Annotated in this window: 21 protein-coding genes and 1 pseudogene; 11 read left to right on the plus strand and 11 right to left on the minus strand. The window is 69.9% G+C overall.

The window, feature by feature from the left end:
• Positions 1-72 precede the first annotated feature (72 nt).
• Together ABGB08_RS22155 and ABGB08_RS22160 are read right to left on the minus strand one after the other, a co-directional pair.
• The gene (locus tag ABGB08_RS22155; RefSeq protein WP_347593194.1) at positions 73-2,451 is read right to left on the minus strand and encodes a helicase-associated domain-containing protein; all 2,379 of its coding nucleotides are present in this window, start codon (positions 2,449-2,451) and stop codon (positions 73-75) included.
• Positions 2,452-2,861: 410 nt separating this feature from the next.
• A complete protein-coding gene (locus tag ABGB08_RS22160) occupies positions 2,862-3,347 on the minus strand; it encodes an ATP-binding protein (protein WP_347593415.1) in 486 nt (161 codons plus the stop codon).
• A 210-nt stretch (positions 3,348-3,557) separates the two neighbouring features.
• Between ABGB08_RS22160 and ABGB08_RS22165 the strand changes: the two genes are divergently transcribed.
• The 3 genes from ABGB08_RS22165 (at position 3,558) to ABGB08_RS22175 (ending at position 4,985) form a co-directional block, all read left to right on the plus strand.
• Positions 3,558-4,394, plus strand: coding sequence for a helix-turn-helix transcriptional regulator (locus tag ABGB08_RS22165; protein ID WP_218041209.1), 837 nt, complete (start codon positions 3,558-3,560; stop codon positions 4,392-4,394).
• A complete protein-coding gene (locus tag ABGB08_RS22170; protein ID WP_155347234.1) occupies positions 4,381-4,614 on the plus strand; it encodes a DUF397 domain-containing protein in 234 nt (77 codons plus the stop codon). Before ABGB08_RS22165 ends, ABGB08_RS22170 begins: the two co-directional genes overlap by 14 nt.
• A 110-nt stretch (positions 4,615-4,724) precedes the next feature.
• Positions 4,725-4,985 (plus strand): hypothetical protein, encoded by a 261-nt coding sequence (locus tag ABGB08_RS22175; protein ID WP_246264767.1) that lies wholly within the window; start codon positions 4,725-4,727, stop codon positions 4,983-4,985.
• Here the strand turns inward: ABGB08_RS22175 and ABGB08_RS22180 are convergent.
• Together ABGB08_RS22180 and ABGB08_RS22185 are read right to left on the minus strand one after the other, a co-directional pair.
• Positions 4,978-5,583 carry a histidine phosphatase family protein gene (locus ABGB08_RS22180; protein WP_347593197.1) on the minus strand — a complete coding sequence of 202 codons (606 nt, stop codon included), beginning with the start codon at positions 5,581-5,583 and terminating at the stop codon, positions 4,978-4,980. The two genes, ABGB08_RS22175 and ABGB08_RS22180, sit on opposite strands and share 8 nt — an antisense overlap.
• Positions 5,584-5,612: 29 nt before the next feature.
• Positions 5,613-6,275 (minus strand): hypothetical protein, encoded by a 663-nt coding sequence (locus tag ABGB08_RS22185; RefSeq protein ID WP_347593199.1) that lies wholly within the window; start codon positions 6,273-6,275, stop codon positions 5,613-5,615.
• 93 nt (positions 6,276-6,368) lie between these two features.
• Between ABGB08_RS22185 and ABGB08_RS22190 the strand changes: the two genes are divergently transcribed.
• Complete coding sequence (locus ABGB08_RS22190) at positions 6,369-7,241, plus strand: Gfo/Idh/MocA family oxidoreductase (protein ID WP_347593201.1); 873 nt, start codon at positions 6,369-6,371, stop codon at positions 7,239-7,241.
• Between the two features lie 83 nt (positions 7,242-7,324).
• Here the strand turns inward: ABGB08_RS22190 and tnpB are convergent, their stop codons facing one another.
• The 4 genes and pseudogenes from tnpB to ABGB08_RS22210 form a co-directional block, all read right to left on the minus strand.
• Positions 7,325-8,935 (minus strand): IS607 family element RNA-guided endonuclease TnpB, encoded by a 1,611-nt coding sequence (gene tnpB / locus ABGB08_RS22195; RefSeq protein WP_347593417.1) that lies wholly within the window; start codon positions 8,933-8,935, stop codon positions 7,325-7,327.
• Positions 8,936-9,037: 102 nt separating this feature from the next.
• A pseudogene (locus ABGB08_RS22200) lies at positions 9,038-9,343 on the minus strand (response regulator); the annotation flags it as partial.
• Positions 9,334-9,582, minus strand: coding sequence for an ATP-binding protein (locus tag ABGB08_RS22205; RefSeq protein WP_347593419.1), 249 nt, complete (start codon positions 9,580-9,582; stop codon positions 9,334-9,336). The pseudogene ABGB08_RS22200 and the gene ABGB08_RS22205, both read right to left, overlap by 10 nt.
• Positions 9,495-10,574 carry a sensor domain-containing protein gene (locus tag ABGB08_RS22210; protein WP_347593203.1) on the minus strand — a complete coding sequence of 360 codons (1,080 nt, stop codon included), beginning with the start codon at positions 10,572-10,574 and terminating at the stop codon, positions 9,495-9,497. Before ABGB08_RS22210 ends, ABGB08_RS22205 begins: the two co-directional genes overlap by 88 nt.
• A 276-nt stretch (positions 10,575-10,850) precedes the next feature.
• Here ABGB08_RS22210 and ABGB08_RS22215 point away from each other — a divergent pair, with 276 nt between their 5' ends.
• Genes ABGB08_RS22215 through ABGB08_RS22235 form a run of 5 tightly spaced genes read left to right on the plus strand, consistent with a single transcriptional unit; the run spans position 10,851 to position 14,910 of the window.
• On the plus strand, positions 10,851-11,789 hold the full coding sequence (locus ABGB08_RS22215; RefSeq protein ID WP_347593205.1) for an ABC transporter substrate-binding protein: 939 nt from the start codon (positions 10,851-10,853) through the stop codon (positions 11,787-11,789).
• On the plus strand, positions 11,790-12,809 hold the full coding sequence (locus ABGB08_RS22220; protein WP_347593207.1) for an iron ABC transporter permease: 1,020 nt from the start codon (positions 11,790-11,792) through the stop codon (positions 12,807-12,809).
• The gene (locus ABGB08_RS22225) at positions 12,806-13,579 is read left to right on the plus strand and encodes an ABC transporter ATP-binding protein (RefSeq protein WP_347593209.1); all 774 of its coding nucleotides are present in this window, start codon (positions 12,806-12,808) and stop codon (positions 13,577-13,579) included. Before ABGB08_RS22220 ends, ABGB08_RS22225 begins: the two co-directional genes overlap by 4 nt.
• Complete coding sequence (locus ABGB08_RS22230; RefSeq protein ID WP_347593211.1) at positions 13,579-14,205, plus strand: adenosylcobinamide amidohydrolase; 627 nt, start codon at positions 13,579-13,581, stop codon at positions 14,203-14,205. Before ABGB08_RS22225 ends, ABGB08_RS22230 begins: the two co-directional genes overlap by 1 nt.
• Positions 14,206-14,247: 42 nt before the next feature.
• Positions 14,248-14,910 carry a Uma2 family endonuclease gene (locus ABGB08_RS22235; protein WP_347593213.1) on the plus strand — a complete coding sequence of 221 codons (663 nt, stop codon included), beginning with the start codon at positions 14,248-14,250 and terminating at the stop codon, positions 14,908-14,910.
• A 15-nt stretch (positions 14,911-14,925) separates the two neighbouring features.
• Here ABGB08_RS22235 and ABGB08_RS22240 read toward each other — a convergent pair whose 3' ends face one another.
• Both ABGB08_RS22240 and ABGB08_RS22245 read right to left on the minus strand, forming a co-directional pair.
• Positions 14,926-16,644 (minus strand): protein kinase, encoded by a 1,719-nt coding sequence (locus ABGB08_RS22240; RefSeq protein ID WP_347593215.1) that lies wholly within the window; start codon positions 16,642-16,644, stop codon positions 14,926-14,928.
• Positions 16,641-18,137, minus strand: coding sequence for a hypothetical protein (locus ABGB08_RS22245; protein ID WP_347593217.1), 1,497 nt, complete (start codon positions 18,135-18,137; stop codon positions 16,641-16,643). The genes ABGB08_RS22240 and ABGB08_RS22245 overlap by 4 nt, the downstream gene beginning before the upstream one ends.
• 192 nt (positions 18,138-18,329) lie before the next feature.
• On the opposite strand from ABGB08_RS22245, the gene ABGB08_RS22250 reads away from it, so the two are divergent.
• Both ABGB08_RS22250 and ABGB08_RS22255 read left to right on the plus strand, forming a co-directional pair.
• Positions 18,330-19,481, plus strand: a complete 1,152-nt coding sequence (locus ABGB08_RS22250; RefSeq protein ID WP_347593219.1) for a sensor histidine kinase — start codon at positions 18,330-18,332, stop codon at positions 19,479-19,481.
• Entirely contained in the window at positions 19,478-20,140 is a 663-nt protein-coding gene (locus ABGB08_RS22255; RefSeq protein WP_347593221.1) for a response regulator transcription factor, read from the plus strand. The genes ABGB08_RS22250 and ABGB08_RS22255 overlap by 4 nt, the downstream gene beginning before the upstream one ends.
• Here ABGB08_RS22255 and ABGB08_RS22260 read toward each other — a convergent pair.
• Entirely contained in the window at positions 20,080-20,790 is a 711-nt protein-coding gene (locus tag ABGB08_RS22260) for a hypothetical protein (RefSeq protein WP_347593223.1), read from the minus strand. The genes ABGB08_RS22255 and ABGB08_RS22260 overlap by 61 nt on opposite strands.
• Positions 20,791-20,841 lie beyond the last annotated feature (51 nt).

The raw sequence follows: 20,841 nt of genomic DNA on the forward strand, positions 1-20,841 counted from the left end.
GGGTGGGAGAACCACGGCAAACAGTCCGCCATCCTCGGCGCCGAACGAATTCGGTCAGCGCCGGGAGTGTTGTCACGTGGAAGCGGTGACCGAAGCGATTTCGTTTAGCGGGAATTCCAGGTAGTCGCCGGCCTCCTCGCACCAGGCGTCCAGGACGCCGGAGTGGAGTTCGCCGTGGCTGACGGTGGCGGTGACGCCGTCGGACAAGGTGATTAAGGCGCGGACGCCGCGGTCGACGACGAAGCCGAGGAGGGATTGTTCGGCCGTGGGGAGGCGGGTGGCCATGCGGCCGATCAGGGCCCAGGTTTGGCCGTTCTGTTTGGCCTCTTCGCGGGTGGTGATCAGGCGTTTGGCGTGTTCGTGGGGGTCGGGGGGTGGTTCGGTGAGCAGGGGCAGGGGGTCGAGTTCGGCGACGCGGCCGCCGGGGAGCAGGATCAGGCGGCCGCTCTGGGGTTCGCGGCGGATCTCAATCTCGCCGGTGTCGTTGACGGGGACGGGGGCGTACCCGGCTTCGCGGAGGGCGGCGAGAGTGCGGTCGGCGGGGGCGGAGCTGGCCAGGACCGAGGAGGCGAGCAGGCGCAGGCCGAGCTTGGCCAGGCGGCGGTGGCCGGCGATCTCGGCCAGCAGGGCGGGGTCGCTGCCCTGGATGATGCAGCCGACCGTGGTGACGGTGACCTCGCCATGGCGGCGGGCCACGTCCCTGATCAGGTAGATGAGCGGCTGGGGGAGGGTGCCCACCTGGGCGAGCTGGTCCAGCAGGGCGTCGGCTCCGGCGCCCGCGTCCAGCGCCCGCCGTACGGTGGCGGGGGTGAACCGCCAGACCGACGCCGCGCCCTTGGACTCCCGGTCGGCGACCCGATCCAGGAGCGAGGCCAGCTCGGCGGCGGGCGGCCCGGTCACGACGGCGGTCAGGTCCGCGCCGAACAGGGCGGTGCGCTGGGCGCTGGCCAGGGCGCGGATGGACCGATCGGCCAGCACCGGGTCGTACTCGACCTCGGGGACGGTGTCGTCGTTCTCGTTGCCGGCCACCTGGCCGAGCGCGGCCAGCGCCCGGCCCAGATCGGTGAGCGAGTCGTGGGCGGCGAGACCGAGCAGGCGGGCCTCCTCCAGGATCCCGGGCGCGCACTCGGCGAGCAGCTCCCGATCCAGCAGCGGCGCCCGCCAGTGCACCGACTGCACCAGCTCCTGCAGGGTGGCGAAGGCGTACCCGTCCGGGACCTCGGTGAGCGCGCCGAGCACCGCCCAGCGGATCCGGGCGATGGTCTCCCCGGCGGGGTCGTCGCCGAGCACGGCCGGATAGCGGCCGTCGCTGCGGCGCAGCGACGAGCGTTCCATCCGCCACCAGGCCGCCAGCAGCGTACGCAGCCGGGCGGGCGCGTCCTCGAGCCGCCAGGAGTCGAAACGATCGGTGGGCACCAGACCGCCCGCGCTCTCGTCCAGCGCGATCAGCCGGGCCACCGCGGTGACCTCGAGGAACAGCCGGGTCTCCTCCTCCGAGCAGCCGGTCTCCTTGGCCACCCGGCGCACCTCGCGCACCCCGACCCCGCCGTTCTTCAACAGCGGCAGCGGCGTCTTGTCGGTGTTCTCCAGCAGCGCGGTCGCCCGATCCAGCACGTGCGGCGCGGCCAGGCACATCGCGTACTCGACCGCGTCCCGATCGACCTGGATGGTGGCCAGATCCGGCGGGTACGGCGTGAACGGCCCGTGATACTCCGGGCCTCGCAACGCCAGCGCCACCTCACGCGGCATCTCCGCCACATCCCACTGCGTCCGGAACAGCAGCCCCCGATCCGCCGCCCACTTCTCCGGCGTGCCCGCGTTGAGGAAGCGGTTGCCGTCCACGCTGCGGACCGGCCCGTCCCAGGCGAAGTCGTCGAGCACGCCGACCGTGCCGTCCGGCGCGGTGGTGACGAGTTCGGTCAGGCGTTCCGGGTCGCTGAGCAGGGCGGTGGCCCGGGCCACCATCTGCCGCTTCCCGCCCTGCGGAGCCAATCCGAGCGTGCGGCAGATCCGCCGCAGGCCCTCGGTGTTGAGCATCCAGGAGTCGAGGTAGGTGGCGAGCGGCTCGCCGAGCCCGCAGGGGGCGGTCCACCAGCGGGCGACCGCCTCGGCCAGGTGGATCCGGCCGTCCTGTCCCGGCCAGGCCAGGGCGCAGTCGTACAGGCGATCCAGCCAGGGGATCACCTCCGAGGTGCTCACCCCGAGGAAGCGGGCCAGCTCGTCCTCGGTCGGCCGGCCGCCGATCACCAGGCAGGCCTGCAGGAGCTCGAGCGGGGGCAGCGGGAGGCCGCGCATGACCTCCATGACGGCGAAGGTGTTGCCGAGGCGGTGCGCCAGCGCGTCCAGCCGCCTGGGCCAGGGCGCGGCGATGGCGTCCGGGCGGTTGGCCAGGACGCGGGCGAGTCGGTCTTCGTCGAGAGTTGTCAGCCAGGCGATTAGGTGATCGTCCATCACAGATCTCTCAGGCCATCGGGAAGCCGCGGTGGTGACGCACGTGAGATCAAGATATTCTGCGCAGTTCGCTCCGAAAAGGTCATTCTCCTGTTCTCCCGCTCCCTCCCCGCAGCGTGCTCGACTCCACCTCAGCACACCAGAACGCGATCGGAGGTGATTCCCGGATATACGGCCGGGAATTCCAGGAACCCAATGCCCATATGTCACACAAGTCCCAAGAACAGCTCGGCCGCGCCTGTGTCTGGACTGAGGAACGCAGGGAGCGTAGCGACCGGAGAGACGAGGGAAGACACAGGCTGAAGGCGGCCGAGCCCGCCGTGCCGGAGGCACGGCCATGAACACAGACCGGGGGGCGGGTCCGTGCGGTCCGGGCCGTACGGACCCGCCCTCCGGTCCATGTTCCCGTACTATGCGGCTAAAACGGCCCAAACTGCTTTGCCTTGGGGGGTCAGCGGGCACCAGCCCCAGCGGAGGCTGATCGATTCGACGATGTGCAGGCCGAGGCCGCCGGATTCGAACGGCGCGGGGTCGCGCTTGACCGGCTCGGCCGAGCCGGGGTCGGTCAGCGCGCAGGTGACCAGCGAGCCCCGGCGGATCAGGGAGAGCCGGATGACCTCGCGGCGGCGGGGCACCCCGAGTTCCATCCCGTGCCGCAGCGCGTTGGTCGCCAGCTCGGAGACGACCAGCTCCATGCCGTCGGCCAGCTCGGCCAGATCCCACCCCGCCAGCGTGCCCATCGCGAAGCTCCTGGCCGAATGAATCGACTCGGCGCGCGGGGGCAGGACGAAGGTGGCGCTGGCGGTGCATCCGGTGCTGCCGGCGAGCAGATCTCGCGCGGGATGCGGCCACCAGCCCACCGGAGGCCACCAGTCGAGCGTGGACCACTGGAGCATGGAGTGCACGAGATCATGATGGTGCAATCTCCCGTGCATGTGCAATAGCGAATGCACGTGCATATGGTCGCGGCAAGCGCTACGGTTACCTCAAAACGACCCTGGGAAGAAGGGGGCGATCTTTGACAGACTGGTGTTCAGTCCACATACCGGAGGAATGATCACGTGTCCATCGATCCGCCGGGGTCCGGCTCCACTGTTCGGCGCATCATGCTGGGCGCCAGCCTGCGGAGGCTGCGCGAGGAGCGGGATCTCACCCGAGAAGAGGCCGGATTCCACATCCGCGCCTCCGAGTCCAAGATCAGTCGGATGGAGCTCGGGCGGGTCGGATTCAAGACACGTGATGTCGAGGACCTGCTCACGCTGTACGGCGTCCTGGACGACGCCGATCGACGTGGCCTCCTGGAGATGGTCCGGGAGGCGAACACGCCGGGGTGGTGGCACAAGTTCGGCGAAGTCCTGCCGAACTGGTTCGTCACGTACGTGGGGCTGGAGGAGGCGGCGAGCGTGATCCGCACCTACGAGGTGCAGTTCGTGCCCGGCCTGCTGCAGACCGCCGCGTACACACGAGCCGTCGTCCAGCTCGGCTTTCCGGACGCCCCGGAGAGCACGATCGAACAGCGCGTGCATCTGCGCATGCAGCGACAGGAACGGCTCAAGCAGAAGGACGGGCCAAGACTGTGGGCGGTCATCGACGAGGCGGCGCTCCGCCGGCCCATCGGGGGGCCAAAGATCATGCACGAGCAGATCGAGCATCTGCTCGAGGTGGCCAGGCTGCCCAACATCACGCTGCAGGTGATGCCGTTCCGCTTCGGGATGCACGCTGCCGAAGGCGGGGCGTTCACGATCCTGCGCTTTCCGGAGTCCGACCTGTCGGACGTGGTCTACGTCGAGCAACTCTGGGGTGCTCTGTACCTGGACAAACGTGAGGACATCGATCCGTACCTCACGGCCATGGAGCAGCTGTGCGTGGAGAGCACCACGCCGGGTGGCACCCGGGATCTGCTCGAAGATCTTCTGAGAGAGAACTTGTATGCAGACATATAACGGCATGCCGTCGAACGACCTTTACGGCGTCCTATGGCGGAAGAGCCTCTACAGCAACTCCACCGGCAACTGCGTGGAGCTGGCCGAGCTTCCCGACGGCGGGGTAGCCGTCCGGAACTCCCGTTTCCCCGAAGGTCCTGCCCTGATCTACACCCGGGACGAGATCCGCGCACTGGTGCTCGGAGTCAAGGACGGCGAGTTCGACACCCTCCTCGTGTAACGCCGTTTTTACACGACGCGCACGCGCGTAACCCGTCGGCGCGGGGAGCGTAACAAGGATCCGGCAGAGTGGGACCCAGTCAAATAGGGGGGCTTGTGATGCTGGACCAGATGACCCTGTACCCGGTGGCGGACGACGTGCTGTTCGCACCTGGCGGACGCGTCGTGATCAGAACGTACGGCGTCGCGTCGGCGACGGAGCCGAGCGACGGTCAGCCGCGCCCGGTGGCCTATCGAACCTGGGTCACCGGGGTGCGGGACCAGCCCAGATACTGGCGGTGGGGCCACTTCGAGGACGCCCGCAGAGGGCATCGTAAGGTCCTGGAGTGGCTCACCGGCCGTGGTCCGCAACCTGCCCCTGTGGTCAGCTGACGGGCGCGTTCCAGCGCAGGATCACATGCTCGCCGTGTTCGAAGCCGAGTGCGGAATAGGTCCCCGTGTCCAGGCGCAGACACCGGCCGTGATCCGGCGGCAACCCCAGCCAGCGCGCGGCCAGGATCCGCAGGTAGTGGCCGTGCGCGACGAGCGCGATGGTGGGCCCCGGCTCGACGTGGTCGGTCCGCATCATCGCCAGCGCCCGGGCGATCACCCGATCAGCGCGTAGCCCGACATGCTCGATGCCCTCTCCCGGGTGGGCCTCGTCGCCCGGGATCACGCCGTCCCGCCAGATGTACCAGCCGGGGAGGGTCTCCCTGATCTGCGCGGTGGTGATGCCCTCGTAGCCGCCGTAGTCCCACTCCCACAGATCCGGCTCGATCTCGTACGACCCGATCCCGGCGAGGTCGGCGGTATCCCGAGCCCGCCGCGCCGGGCTGACCAGCACGAGATCGAACCGGTGCTTCTTGACTTCCGGGGCGAGCAGCCTGGCCTGCTCCTCGCCGTGCTCGGTCAGCGGCAGGTCGGTGCGGCCGGTGTGCCGCCCCGCCCTGCTCCACTCGGTCTCGCCGTGCCGCAGCAGAATGAGTTCCATATGGCTCTCATCATGCCCGACGGCTCGGGCTACTTCCGGTCGGCCCCGGCCAGCGGGAGCGCGACCCCGCCGAGGCCGATGGCGAGCAGCGCCCACGGAACGGCCGCCGCGATCGTCGGCAGCGCGGCGAACCAGGCCACCGGGATGAGGATCGGCGCGACGATCAGGGCCACGCCCGCCCAGACGGGGGCGGTCCTGCCCGTCAGGGCGGCCACGCCGAGCAGCACGAGCCCGAGCAGCCCCAGGAAGAAGCTGAATCCCAGCGCCGAGGACGGCAGGCCGTTCTCGTAGGTGTCGACCAGCTTGACCGTGCTCGCGGGGTCGATGCCGCTCTTCAGCGCGGCGTAGATCACGTCGTCGGTGTTGCCCCCGACGGGCAGCGCCAGCACGAAGGCGAGAATCAACCCGGCCAGGCCGAGCGCCGGCTTGCCGGCCCTGACCACCTTGGCCGCGCCGAACATGCCGGGAATGAGCAGGATCGAACTCAGCGCGCCCAGCCAGACGGCCGTCGGGTAGCTGTCGATGTTGGCGCCGAACTCGCGGACGTACGCGTCCCCTTCCACGCCTGGCGCGATCGGGGAGAGCAGCAGCGAGATGGCGAGGAGCAGGGGCGCCAGAAAGGCCCCCGCGACCATGGCATAGCGGGCGAACGTGTCCGTGCCCGACCGGGAGGTGGTGTCGAGGCTTGTCATATGGCCAGCGTCACGCGAAGCCCTTTGGCGGGCATGAGTAGCCCCGTACTCAACCGGCTAGTCTCACCCTGAAGATCCAGGAAGGAGGCGGCGGTGGAGCCGGTATCGGTGGGGTTGATCGGGGCGGGGCCGTGGGCGGGCATGGTGCACGCGCCCGAACTGGCCAGGGGGCCGTTCACGCGCCTGGCCGGGGTCTGGGCGAGGCGTCCGGAGGCGTCGGCGGAGCTGGCGGGCAAGCATGGGGTGCCGTCGTTCGAGCGGATCGAGGAGTTGCTGGAGGTCTGCGAGGCGGTGGCGTTCAGCGTGCCGCCCGCCGTACAGGCGGAGCTGGGGATCGTGGCGGCGCGGGCCGGGAAGGCGTTGCTGCTGGAGAAGCCGCTGGCCGCCGATCTCGATGGGGCGCGGCGGCTGGCGGAGGCGATCGGGGAGGCGGGGGTGGCCAGCCAGATGGTGTACACCTTCCGGTATTCGCAGGCCACCGAGGAGTTCCTGGCGAAGGCGCGGGCGTTGCGGCCGTTCGGAGGGCACGCGGCGAACATCTCCGGCGCGCTGCGCGGGGGCGATTTCGCCACGCCGTGGCGGCTGGAGCGGGGGGCGGTGCTGGACGTCGGGCCGCACACGATCGACCTGCTGGACGCGGCGCTGGGGCCGGTCACGTCGGTGCGGGCGCACGGCAACCCGCTCGGGTGGGTGGGATTGCTGCTGGAGCACGAGACCGGCGCGGTCAGCGAGGCTTCGCTCTGCATGGCGGCCACGGGCGAGCTGCCCCCGGCCAGGATCGACGTGTACGGCGAGCACGGCAGCGCCTCCCTGCTCGGCAACGAGCTGGGGGAGGAGATCTTCGCCCGGATGATGGCGTCGTTCGCGGAGACCGTGCGCGCGGGCGGCGGCCACCCGCTGGACGCCCGGCACGGCCTCCGCCTGCAGAAGATCATCGACGACGCGGAACGGCAACTCGCGTCCTGACCAGGCCCAGCAGCAGCACACCCGACGCGAGAATCGGCACCGAGCCAGGCTGGAAGCCCTCAAGAGCGCTCACCCTCGAACGATCAAGAAGGGAGCAGGCCTCGCCGCACGGCCGGGATTCGGGACGCTGGGAGGGTCAACCTCCCGTGCAGGTGAACCCCCAAAATGTCGCTGACCATGCTCCGTTCACTGAGTTCTGTGTTTCTCAGTGGTCCGTCCATTGCTGGGCGGAGGTCCCCGTCTGATCTGGGCGGTGCCCGGTGCGGGGTAGACGTTTCACGGCCACCGGCCCCGGCAGGCGGGGTCTTATGGTCGGCTCCACGTCCGTTTGGCGTCTCCGGGCCACTCCCGGCGACGGTGTGCTTCACCAGGGAAGCCAGGTTGAGCGCGGCGTTGACGTCGCGATCGACGACCTGGCCGCAGTCCGCGCAGGTGTAGGTGCGTTCGGAGAGGGCGAGTTTGGCTTTCACCGCGCCGCACCCGGAACACGTTTTGCTGGAGGCGAACCAGCGGCCGGCCACCACCAGTCGGCCGCCGTTCCACTGGGTTTTGTAGGCGAGTTGGCGGCGGATCTCGCCAAACCCGGCGTCGGAGATCGCGCGGGCCAGCCGCCGGTTCCGCACCATCCCGGCCACATGGAGGTCTTCGACCACGACCGTGCCGTACTCGCCCGCCAGGCCAGTGGTGAGCTTGTGGATGGCATCGCGGCGTAACGCGGCCACTCGATGGTGGACGCGGTTGCGGGCGGCGTCGGCTTTCCGCCACCGGCCGGACGGTTTCTGTCCGGTACGCCGGTCGGGGCCTTGTTTGCGGGAGACCGCGCGGGACAGACGGCGCAGTTTTCGGGATGCGGTGGTCAGGTGCCGGGGGTTGGCGGTGGGCGGGCGGCCGTCGGAGTAGACGGCCAGGGTCTTGACGCCGAGGTCCACCCCGATCACCGCGTCTGGTCGCGCGGGGGTTGCCTCAGCGCGTTCGATCTGGACGGCAAAGGACACCAGCCAGCGCCCGGCTTCCAGTCGGACGGTCGCCGAGCGGATCCGCGCGGTGCCCGCCTCGATCCGGCGGGCCAGCTTACGCGTGGACTCGTGGGTTTTGATCCGGCCCAGCACCGGCAGCACCACATGGGTGCGGCCATTCAAGCGGATCACCCCGGTGGTGAACCGCACCGACATGCCGCTCTTGCGCCTGGACCGGAACCGGGGGAAGCCCACCTTCGGGCCCTTACGCGTGCCCTTCCTGGACTCACTCCAGTTCGTCAACGCGGTGGCCAGCCGGTCCAGGCCGCAGGCGTAGGCCTCTTTGGAGTTCTCCGCCCACCACGGCGCGACCTCCTGCTTGGCCCCGTTCCATGACTTACGCAGCGAATACATCGACCACGACAGCGGCGGGGTCAGCTGAGCGTCGGGGATGCCGTAGGAACGTTCGGCCTCCCGCTGAGCGAGGTTGGCCTTGACCCGCGCCAGACCCCAGTTGAAGGCCAGGCGGGCGGCACCGCAATGGGAGCGGAGCACACGTTCCTGGCGTGGGGTCGGGTCGAGTGCGTACCGGTACGCGTGAACGACCCGCATCGACCCCTCCCCAAGCCCCTGTAAACCCACGGTAAACAAGCGATTACAGTCTACACGGGTGGTCGTGATCGGCGGCCATCTGAGCAGCGAAGAGGGCGTGCCCCGTCGGGGAATCGCCTGGTGCATCCTCGACAAACCTGTCCAAACGCTCGAAGGGCTCCCCCGCAACCCGTAGGTCAGCCCCGCCCTGCTCTGGTCCGCCGACCACTCGACACCTGGCGAGCGAGACACCGCGCCACCGCCCTCGGCCAGGAGTTCGGTGGCGTAGGTCTGCTCGACATACTGCGACAGGACCAGGATGGGCTGCCTGGGGTGGCGGCGGCGCACCTCGATGGCCGCGCGCACGCCCTCGTCGCGGAAGGTCGGCGGGAGCCGCACATCGACGACGGCGATGTCCGGGCGGTGCTCCTCGACGGCCGCCAGGAAGGCGGGCGCGGTGTCGGCGGTCGCGGCGACCTCGTGGCCCTCGGTGCGCAGCAGCAGCGCCAGGCCCTCGGCCAGCAGCACGTTGTCCTCGACGATGACTACCCGCACGGCAACTCCACGGTCAGGGTGGTGGGCCCGCCGGGCGGGCTGGACAGCTCGGTCCTGCCGTCGAAGGCGGCGACCCGGCGGCGGATGCCCGCCAGGGCGCTGCCGGACGCCTCGTCGGCCCCGCCCCGGCCGTCGTCGCTCACCCGCAGGGTCAGCGACGCCTCGTCGCCGTGCACGTGCACCGTGGCGCTGGTGGCGGCGCTGTGCCTGGCCACGTTGGTGAGCGCCTCCGCGACCACGAAATAGGCGGCCGCCTCGACCGCCGCGGGCAGGCGGTCCACGCCGTCCACGGTGGCCGCCACCGGGACCGGGCAGCGGGCGGCGAGCGCGGCCACCGCGCCGGCAGGCCGCGGTCGGCGAGGATCGGGGGGTACATGCCGCGGATGATGTCCCGCAGTTCGGTCATCGTCTCCTCGGTGCTCAGCCGGGCTTCCGCGATGAGTTCGGCGGCCTTGCCCGGGTCGGCGGCCAGGATGCGTTCGGCCACGCCGAGGCGCATCGCGATCGAGACCAGGCGGGCCTGGGCGCCGTCGTGCAGGTCGCGCTCGATCCGGCGGAGTTCGGCGCCGTGCGCGTCCAGGGCGGCCGTGCGGGTTTCGGTGAGTTCGACGACGCGTTCTGCTAGCCGTACCCGCTCGGGGGTGGCCAGCATGGCGCGGGTCAGGCGGGCGTCGGCGGTGGCCAGCAAGGGCAGCACGTACGAGCCGGCGGTGGCGACGGCGAGGAAGTGGAGCGGGATCGTGATGAGCACGCGGGGCCAGCTGTCCAGGGCGAAGCCGACCAGGTAGATGCTGTGCTCGGGGAGCGGCGCCCACCACCAGATCGGGACGGACAGGTCGAAACCGAGGGCCGCCCAGACGCTCAGGCCGAGTGCGGCCATGATGACGCCGATCACGATGTGGCCGGCCATCCAGCCTGCGTCCCGCCAGGTCATCGGGTCGCCGAGCACGATCCTGGCCCGGGCCAGGATGCCGCCCCGGATGGGCGCGTACTCGGCGACGACCGGCTCGCCCAGCCATCCCGCCGCCACCTTGCGGCCGCGGCCGGCGATCCAGCGGTTCAGGCGCACCACGTACGGCAGGATGATCAGCCCGACGAAGGTGGCGCTGGACAGGAACGCCAGCACGAACACCACGGAACCGAACACGCAGACCGGCACCAGCAGCAGCCCGAGCAGCAGCCGCCCGGTAGCCCGGACCGCTCGCCCCAGACGTCGCCGGACCCCGCTCACGCGAGCCAGCCTATCCAGCTCTGTCCAGGTCTCGCGGGAGTCGATCGGGGCCTGGCCGAAGGCCGCAGTCCGGACATTGGTACCGTTCCTTCGACGCGTATCGTGCAGCGAAGTCCGGTTTGAGTCCGGCGCTGTCCCGCAACTGTCATTCCCGCCCTCCCCTGGGCGGGTGAGCCAGGTCGCCTGCATCGTGCGCTGACGTCATCATCCCTCGTGGAAAGGGTGATCCGTCTTATGACGCGGGTCTCTCGTTTCCCGGCGACTCTGGAGGAATCCGTGAGGCCCAAGGCTCTCGCGGGCGCGTTGCTGGGTGTTCTCCTGCTGGCCGGATGCGGTCAGCCTGCCGACACCGCCGCCCCCCCGACCCCAACCCCTGCCCCTACCGTCGCGGCCGGGGCCTTCCCGGTGACCGTGAACGCCGGGAACGGCTCGATCACCATCGCGCGGCGGCCGGGCAGGATCGTGTCGCTGTCGCCGACGGCCACCGAGACGCTGTACGCGATCGGCGCCGGGCCGCAGGTGATCGCGGTCGACGACCAGTCCAACCACCCGGCGGAGGCGCCCAAGACGGAACTTTCCGGGTTCAAGCCCAATGTCGAGGCGATCATCGCGGAGAAGCCGGACCTGGTGATCCTCGCCAACGATCTGGAAGGCGTGCTGGACGGCCTGGGCAAGGTCGGCGTACCCGTCCTGCTGGAGCCGGCCGCCGCCAACCTGGACGCCGCCTACGACGAGATCAACGACCTCGGCGTGGCGACCGGGAACGCCAGCCAGGCGACCGAGCTGGTGGGCGCCATGAAGAGCCAGCTGGAGCAGCTGGTCACGGCCGCGCCGAAGGGCAAGGGGCTCACCTACTATCACGAGCTCGACGTCGTGCCCTATTCCACGACTTCGCTCACCTTCATCGGGCAGATCTACGGGCTGTTCGGCCTGGAGAACATCGCGGACGCGGCTCCGGACGCGGCGGGCGGTTACCCCAAACTCTCCGCCGAGTTCGTCGCCAAGGCTGACCCCGACCTGATCTTCCTGGCCGACACCAAGTGCTGCGGGCAGAACGCGGGCACGCTCGCCAAACGGCCGGGCTGGTCCGGGCTGTCCGCCATCAAGGACGAGCAGGTCGTCGAGCTGGACGACGACATCGCCTCCCGCTGGGGGCCCAGGATCGTCGACCTGGCCAAGAGCATCAGCGAGGCCGTGCAGAAGGCCACGAGCTGATTGACTCGGCACAGGTTCAGGCTGTGGGCCCTGGGCGCGGCCGTGCTCGTGCTGCTGGGCTCCATGGCGGCCGGACTGCTGGTCGGAGCCGCCGGTCTCGCGCCCGGTTCCGTCCTGTACGCGTTGCTCGATCGGTTGCCGTTCGTGTCGATCGACTCGGGGCTGCTGCCGGTCGAGCAGGGCGTGCTGTTCGAGCTGCGGGTGCCCCGGGTGCTGCTCGCCGGGCTGGTGGGCGGGCTGCTGGCGATCGCGGGGGCCGGATATCAGGGGGTGTTTCGTAATCCGCTCGCCGATCCGTACCTGCTGGGGGCGGCGGCCGGGGCGGGGCTGACGGTCACCCTGGTGATCGTGGTGACGGGGGAGTCCGGCGCCGTGCCCGTCGCCGCCTTCGCCGGGGCGGTCGGCGGGGTCTTCCTGGCGTACGCGCTGGGAAACACCGCCGGGCGGGGCGGCGGGACCGCCACGCTGGTGCTGGCCGGGGTCGCCGTGACCTCGTTCCTGACCGCGATCCAGACGTTCGTGCAGCAGCTCAAGGTCGAGGAGTTGCAGCGGGTCTACTCGTGGATCCTGGGGGATGTCGGGGGCGGCTGGCCGCAACTGGTGATGATCGCGCCGTACGCGCTGGTGTCGGTGGTCGTCATGCTCGCGCACGGGCGGCTGCTGGACGTGCTGGCCGTCGGCGACGACGAGGCCACCAGTCTCGGGCTGCACGCCCGGCGGGTTCGGCTGTTCGTGCTGCTGGCCGCGTCGCTGGCGACCGCGTCCGCGGTGGCGGTGAGCGGGCTGATCGCGTTTGTGGGGATCGTCGTGCCGCATGTGGTGCGGCGGCTGGCCGGGTGGTCCTACCGGATCGTGCTGCCGCTGTCGCTGCTGGGCGGGGCGGCGTTCCTGGTGATCGCGGATCTGGTGGCCAGGACCGTGCTGGCGCCGGCCGAGTTGCCGATCGGGGTGGTCACCGCCTTCGTGGGGGCGCCGTTCTTCGTGCTGGTGTTGCGGCTGACCAGGCGGGTGGAGACGTGATCGAGGTGCGCGGGCTGGGGGTGCGGCTCGGGGGGCGGGCGGTGCTCGGGGATGTCGGCATGGCCGTACCGGCGGGGGCCTGGCTGGCGGTCATCGGGCCCAACGGCGCGGGGAAGTCGACGCTGCTCAAGGCCATGATGGGGCTGCTGCCGCACGACGGCGAGGTGCTGGTCGGCGGGCGGGGGGTCCGGCGGATGAAACCGCGCGAGCGGGGCCGCCTGATCGCGTATGCCCCCCAGAATCCGCTGCTGCCGCCCGATATGACCGTCGCCGACTACGCGATCCTCGGGCGCACCCCATACATCCCGTACCTCGCCCGGGAGACCGCCCACGATCGCGAGGTCACCCGCTCCGTCCTGGCCCGGCTCGACCTGGCCGCTTTCGCCGATCGCCCGCTCGGCCACCTGTCCGGCGGCGAACGCCAGCGGGTGGTGCTCGCCCGCGCGCTCACCCAGCAGGCGCCCATCCTGCTCCTCGACGAGCCCACCACCGCCCTCGACCTCGGCCACCAGCAGCAGGTCCTCGAACTCCTGGACCGCCTCCGCCTCGACGACGGCCTCACCGTGGTGACCACCCTCCACGACCTCAGCCTGGCCGGCCAGTACGCCGACACCCTGCTCCTGCTCTCCCAAGGCCACGCCGCCGCCTCAGGACCACCCCAGGACGTCCTCACCGAACCCCTGCTCACCCGCCACTTCGACGCCCACGTCCAGGTCACCCACCCCCACGGCCGCCCGGTGATCCACCTCATCCGCCCCGCGAACCGCTGATGCGCGTCACCCTCACCCACCGTCACGAAGACGGCGCCCACCTCGCCGCCCTGCTCTGCCATTTCGGCCCCGGCTGGCGCATGATCTCCTCCGCCCCCCTCGGCGGCGGCATCGGCCCCCGCCACTGGGTCCTCAACGCCCAGGTGGTTCCCCACTACTCGCGCATGGACCCCGCCGCCCACCTAACCGAAATCTCCCCACCCGGCCCCGGCGTCGGCATGCTCACCGCCGCCCACGTCCCCGCCTACACCCAGGCCACCGACCACGACACCACCGCCCTGGCCACCGTCGGCCTCCGCATCCCCACCTGGGCCGCCGCCCCCGCCGGCACCGTGGACCCCGAACTCCTGCCCGGCACCATCAACATCATCGCCACCCTCCCCGTCCCCCTCACCGACGCCGCCCTCGTCAACACCGTCATCACCATCACCGAAGCCAAAACCCAGGCCCTCCTCGAATCCGGCTACCCCGGCACCGGCACCGCCTCCGACGCCATCTGCGTCGCCACCCCAACCCACGGCCCACCCGAACCATTCGGCGGCCCCCGCTCCCTCTGGGGCAGCCGCCTAGCCCGCGCAACCCACAACGCCATCCTTCAAGGCATCCGAAACTGGGAAATGTCGTGATAATTTGGCTACTTTTAGTTACGGAATTTCGGGAAGTAGCATGTGACCGAGAGCGAGACTCCCGATACTGGACGGGTGACCGTAATGGCAACGAAAGAACCGTGGACAGAGCCGACGCTTGAGCTGACGGTTCATCCCAGCAAGCCGCCGTTCACTGTCGATGACCTACTCCAGTTCCCCGAGGACGGGAATCGTTACGAACTCCTCAACGGGAGCCTTCTGGTGAGCCCTTCTCCTGTTCCAATGCATCAACGGGTCGTCTCGCGGCTGCAGGCGATCTTTGAGGCTGTCGCGCCCCCAGAGTTCGACACGCTCGCTGACGTCAACCTGAGGATCGGCCCATCGGACTTCTTCATACCGGACCTCGCTGTGGTGCGCGCCGATGACGTGGAGCTCACCCCGCTGATGTTCGCGCCTAAGGAGATCCTGCTGGTCATCGAGATCGGCAGCCGGGCGACGCAGCTGCGCGACCGTGTTCTGAAGCGGGCAAGCTACGCCGAGGCCGGTATCCCCATCTACTGGCGGGTCGAGATCATAGAGACGCCGGTCGTCTTCACCTACGAACTCGACGGTGAGGAGTACAGGCCCGCCGAGCGCTTTGAGGCAGGAAGTGTGGCAACGCTTCCTGCCCCCTTCGAGATCTCGTTCGACCCGGCGCAGCTGATCGCGCGGCGGGGCGGGCCTGTCAATCCGGAAGTCCGGTAATCCAGAAGCCGCCGGCTAGTTGGTGAACTTCACGCTGTTCACGATGGTGTTGATGATGCCGTCGTCGCATTTGGCGGTGGGGCAGAAGAACGTGATCAGGGCGGAGGGTTTGCCGGTTCTGGCGACCAGGAAGGTGCGGAAGTCGAGGCGGCCGGTTCCGGCGCCGTCGCTGAGGACTCCGGTCATCTTGAAGGCGGGTTGGCCGCCTACCGAGGTCGCCTCCGGGGTTCCGGGGATGGCCACCGAGCCGGGCAGGGTGGCCTGGAGGCCGGTTTGCAGGTCCTCGGTGGAGTTGGAGGTGCTGATCGTTTCGGTGGTCTGGGCGACCATGCCGGTGGCTCGGTTGGGGGAGCTCTGGATGATCGGGTTCACGGCCGACCAGTCGGTGTTGCCGGGGACGGCGAAGAGGCCGTCGAATTCCTCCACCGCCGCCGCGGCTGTGACGTGCTGGTCGGTGTACTCCTTCAACGTCCAGGTGTCCGGGTAGGAGAAGGAGAAGGGCGCCGCGACGTTTCCTGGGTAGGTGTTCCAGGGGGCGTTCTGGTCGCCGCCGCTCTGGGACACCACGTAGACGATGGCGGCCGCGACCACGCTCAGCGCCGTCACTCCGCCGATCACGGCCCCGACCGGGAACTTCTTCTTCGGGGTGGCGGTGGCCACGGTCTGCGGCGCGTACGTCGGATATGAAGGGTGCTGCCCATACGGGTACGACATCTGCGATGGATGCGACGGATGTGACACCGACGGATACGACATCGGCGGATTCGACGTCGGTCCCGGATACGGTTGCTGCGGGTAGTAGGGCGACGACTGGGTCCCCGCCGGCGGCGGCCAGCTGCGCGCGCCCGGGTTGCTGGGCTGGCTCGGATGGCTCGGGTGGTCGCTCTCGGTCCCGCTGATCGCGTCCCGCAGCGCGGTCACGAACGCCGTGCAGGTCGGATACCGGTCCACCGGCGACTTGGCCAGCGCCCGCTGCATCACCTGGTTCACCCCGTGCGGCAGATCCGGCCGGTACGGCGTGAGCGGCGGCGGATCGTGCGACACGTGCGCGTACAGCAGCGCCAGCTCGGTGTCCCGCTGGAACGGCGGCTGCCCGGTGAGCGCCTCGTAGACGACGCAGGCGAAGGCGTACCCGTCGCTGCGGCCGTCCACCGGAAGGCCGCGGATCTGCTCGGGCGCGACGTAGCGCGGCGTGCCCATGAAGTGGCCGTGGCTGGTCAGCCCGGCCTCCGCGGAGGCGCTCTTGGTCAGCCCGAAGTCGGTCAGGTAGACGTGGTCGGCCTCGGTCACCAGGATGTTGGCCGGTTTCACGTCCCGGTGCACCAGGCCGTTGGCGTGCGCCGCGTCCAGCGCCGAGGCGATCTGTGCGAACAGCCGGTTGGCGCGGGCCACCGGCAGCGGCCCGTGGGTCTGCACCAGCCGCCGCATGTCGCTGCCCTCCACGTAGCGCATCGCGATGAAGAGCAGGTCCTCGCTCTCGCTGGCCTCGTAGATGGGGATGATGTGCGGGTGGTCGATGCTGGCGACCAGCCGCGACTCGCGCACGAACCGGTCCCGGAAGCGGGCGTCGTGGGCCAGCTGCGGGGCGAGGATCTTGAGCGCGACCGCCCGCCCGAGCCGCTGGTCGCGGGCCCGGTAGACGGTGGCCATGCCTCCCCGGCCGATGACCGCCTCGATGGTGTAGTCGCCCAGCTGCTGGCCGACCAGGGCCGGAATCGGGGATCCGTCGGTCATGGCATGTCCGCCGCGTGGCCGCAGAAGCCGCAGAACCGGTGCGCGTGCCCGAGCCGCATGCCGCACTGGGTGCAGAACTTCTGCATGCCCATCTGCCCGACCTGGACCGGCATCGGCTGCCCGAGCTGGGCCTGCCCGAGTGGTGGTGACATGTCAGATCCAGGCGGCGGGGGCGGTATCGACGGGTGCGAGCCGCCCCCGCCGTGGAACATCTCGGTCTGCGCGGGCCAGGAGGTGACCAGCGCCGCGTTCTCCAGCGGCGGCCCGCCGCCGGGGCCGTTCCCCCCGCGCCGCCGCTTCAGCAACATCGGCACGGCGATCGCCACCAGCGCGGCCACCAGCACCACCCCTCCGGTCACCCAGACCCACGGGGAGATCCCCGTGCTCTGCTTGGCCACCGGCGCGGCGCTCGGCTTCTTGGTGCCCGCGTCCTCGCCCGTGTTCGCCTTGGTCCTGGCGATCCGGAGGTACTCGATGGCGACCGGATGGTCCTGCCGCTGGCTCAGCACCCGTTCCAGCACGGGGATCGAGGCCGCGTACAGCTTGTTGTGGTAGGAGGCCAGGGCGCTTTCGTACACCACGTCCACCGGGCCGCGGCGCGCGCTCACCCCGGCCGCGACGAGGGCGGACTTGATGTCCTCCACGGGCGTCACGGTGGCGGGGAAGCTGCCGCCGCCGGCCAGCAGGCCGACCACTTCGCTCTTGCCGTCGTCGATGACCGCCCCGCCGATGGAGTCGCGGGCGGCGACCAGCTTGTCGACCTTGGGCTGGTCCTCCTTCTTGAAGGACCGGCTGCCCGGCGGGTCGAAGTGCGCCGTGTCCAGCTTCGGCGGGGCCTTGGCCGACGGCGGCGTGGCCAGCGTCATGACGTCGATGGACTCCACGGTGGTGCCCAGCACGGCGCCGAGCGGCACGGTCGGCAGCCCTTCCTTCCCGGCCGGGGCGACCTTGAGCACGGCCGGGGCCACCGGGGAGTCGCCCGTGTGCAGGATCTCGGCCTTGAGCCCCTGCGGCAGCGGCGGCTGCAGGTAGGGGTAGGCGATCACGGTGGTGGTCACGGTGGCGTTGCAGGTGGAGCTCTGGGTGCGCGGCGGGTAGCAGGCCTGCAGCCGGATGTTGAGGTCGGGGTCGCTGATCGTGTGCTTCTCGAAGTCGGCCGGGATACTGACCTTGAAGTATTCGGCGAAGACGCGGTTCGCGGCGTAGATTCGCGCGTCCCGGTCCGACTGGACCACCGACGTCGCCGTCACGATCACTCCGTCCGGGGTAACGGTGAAACCGCTCCCCTCGGCGAGTTCGGTGTCGTACTCTCGGACGACCTGCTGCAGCTTGCTGCGGTCGTCGAATAATGTGATCGAGACATGGGACTCGGACTCCACCCGCACGGCCCCCGGAGTGATCCGGTCGGTCGAGCCGCTGGGGTGGGGGTGCAGCATGGGCATGGTGAACATGCCAAGGGCGCCGAGCCCCGCGATAACCGCTAGGCGGGGCATCTCCGCCTCCTCTTCGACTCGGAACAGATCCAGACTCGCAGTGCGCCGAGTGCCCGACAAGGGCTGGCACCGTGACGACATTCACTTGATACCCGCCAAGGATCAAGCATGCGCTTGCAAACCACTTGTAATCGGATTGAACCGGTCCATGGAGCGCTACTCGTGACGTCGCGGACAGATTAATCTGCCCCCATGGCCATCCGCATCTCCAAGGTCTATTCCCGAAAGGTCGATCTCCTCATCGGCGCCGCCGTGGCGGCGATCGGCGTCGTTGAGGCGTTCACCACAGCGACCGCTCACGGCGCGGCCCAGAACCCCCAGCTATGGTGGATCCCCCAAGCTCTGCTGGCCGGGATTCTGCTCGCATTTCGCTGCAAGTCGCCTGTTGTGGTGTTCCTAGGCATCGTACTCATGCAGTACGTGTGGCATCGGCAGGGTCACGAGAGCTGTCAAGTTCACCAGCTCATCTCCCTCTTGATCGTCTTCCACACGCTGGGCGCGAAACTGCCATTCCGACCTGGCGGTTTGTGGGCTCTGGCGGGCATCCTGGTGTTCGATTCCGGGGCCATCGACCACAGGATCCTGCCGCCTGAGGAAGTAATTTTCCTTACTGTCATGTTCGGCTTCGCCTACCTGACCGGGCTCGGCCTGCGCGGCTACCTGGTCCGGATGCAGCGCATGGCCGAACAGGCCACGCAACTGGAGCTCGAACGCGAGCGCAAGGCCGCCGAGGCGGTGGCCGCCGAGCGCAACCGGATCGCCAGGGAACTCCACGACGTGGTCGCGCACAGCGTCAGCATGATGGTCATGCAGGCCGGGGCGCTGCGCCGCACCCAGGGCGGGGAGAACCCGATCCTGCAGAACATCGAGCAGAGCGGCCGGGAGGCCGTCAACGAGCTGCGGATCATGCTCGGCGCGCTCCGCATGCCCCAGGACGAGGCGCTGCCCCAGCCCGGCCTCGACCTGGTCGAGAGCCTGATCTCCACCGTGCGCAACTCGGGCCTGCGGGTCACCCTCGCCATCGAAGGCGAGCCGGTACGGCTAGCGCCCGGCCTGGACCTGTCCGCCTACCGGATCGTCCAGGAGTCGCTCACCAACGCCGTCAAGTACGCGGGCGAGGCCGACGTCCGGATCCGGATCGCCTACCACCCGCTCTCGGTCACCATCGAGGTGACCGACAACGGCAAGGGCGCCGATTCCGAGCTGTCCACCGGCAACGGCCTCATCGGCATGCGCGAGCGGGCCGAACTGTTCGGCGGCACCCTGGACGCGGGCCCGCGCCCGGAGGGCGGCTTCCGGGTCCGCGCGGTGCTGCCCACCTCCCAGGGAGTGGTGCTGGTATGACCGTCAGGATCGTGCTCGCCGACGACCAGGCGATGATCCGGGCCGGGCTGCGCATGGTGGTGGAGAGCGAACCGGGCATGGAGGTCGTGGGCGAGGCCGGGGACGGGGTCGAGGCCGTCGCGGTGGCCCGCCGGGTCCGGCCGGACGTCGTGCTGATGGACATCTCCATGCCCCGCCTGGACGGCCTGTCGGCGGCCAAGCAGCTGCTGGACACCCCGCACCCGCCGAAGATCATCATGCTCACCACCTTCGACACCGACGAGAACCTCTACGCGGCGCTGCGCGCCGGGACCAGCGGCTTCCTGCTCAAGGTGTCCCCGCCGGAGCAGCTGGTGGAGGCGATCCGGGTGGTGGCCGCCGGGGACGGCCTGCTCGATCCGGCCGTGACCACCCGGGTCATCGCGTCCTTCGCCGGGCGGCACGATCCGGTCCGGCCGCCGCAGCTGTCCGAGCTGACCCCGCGCGAGCTGGAGGTGCTGCGCATGCTGGCGCGTGGCCTCACCAACGCCGAGATCGCGGGGGAGCTCTTCGTCGGCGAGGCCACGGTCAAGACCCATGTGGCCAGGGTGCTCATGAAGCTGAGCCTGCGGGACCGGGCTCAGGCGGTGGTGTTCGCGTACGAGTCGGGCGTGGTGACGCCCGGGGCGGCGCTCGGGTAGTAGGAGACCCACTCCGCGTCGGTCATCCGCAGGACCTTGACGCCCAGGTAGCCGAACGCGGCCACGGGGGCCGCCCAGAGCGGGACCGTCAGCGGGCCGTACGGGGCCAGGAAGCCGGCCCACCAGCCGAGCAGGATCGCGCCCACGACCCACCACGGCGCGAATCCGGCGCGGCGCAGCGCGATGGCGACGAGGCCGGCGCCGATCGGGCCGAAGAAGATCCACGGCATCTGGAAGCCGAAGACCACGCCGGGCAGGTTGAGCATCTCATCGAGGATCTTCGCGGCCTGCTCCGGCGGGTTGTGCTGCCCCAGGTACCACTCCACCGGGTCGATCATCAGCAGGCCGGACAGGGACAGGAAGCCGAGCACGGACATCGCGCCGCCGATGTGGCCGAGCACCACGCCGCGCTTGCGGGCGACGTGCAGCACCCCGATGAGCGCCACCGGCAGCAGGATCCAGGACCAGTGGTAGAGCGCGGACTGCAGCTGCGCCAGCGCCGGGTTGTCGCCGAAGCTGACCGACTCGCGGTCGTCGCCCCAGGTGCCGGGATCGACGAGGACCGCGATCAGCTGGAGCAGCGGGGCCAGGATCAGCAGGACTCCGGTGACGGAGCGGCGGAATCTGACCGCGTCGTTGAGTTTGAACATTGTTCCCCCTCGGGTTCGGTTGATCGCCGCGGACGCTACGGGCGGGGACCA

Source organism: Acrocarpospora sp. B8E8 (assembly GCF_039871605.1).
In the GTDB taxonomy this organism is placed as follows: domain Bacteria; phylum Actinomycetota; class Actinomycetes; order Streptosporangiales; family Streptosporangiaceae; genus Acrocarpospora; species Acrocarpospora macrocephala.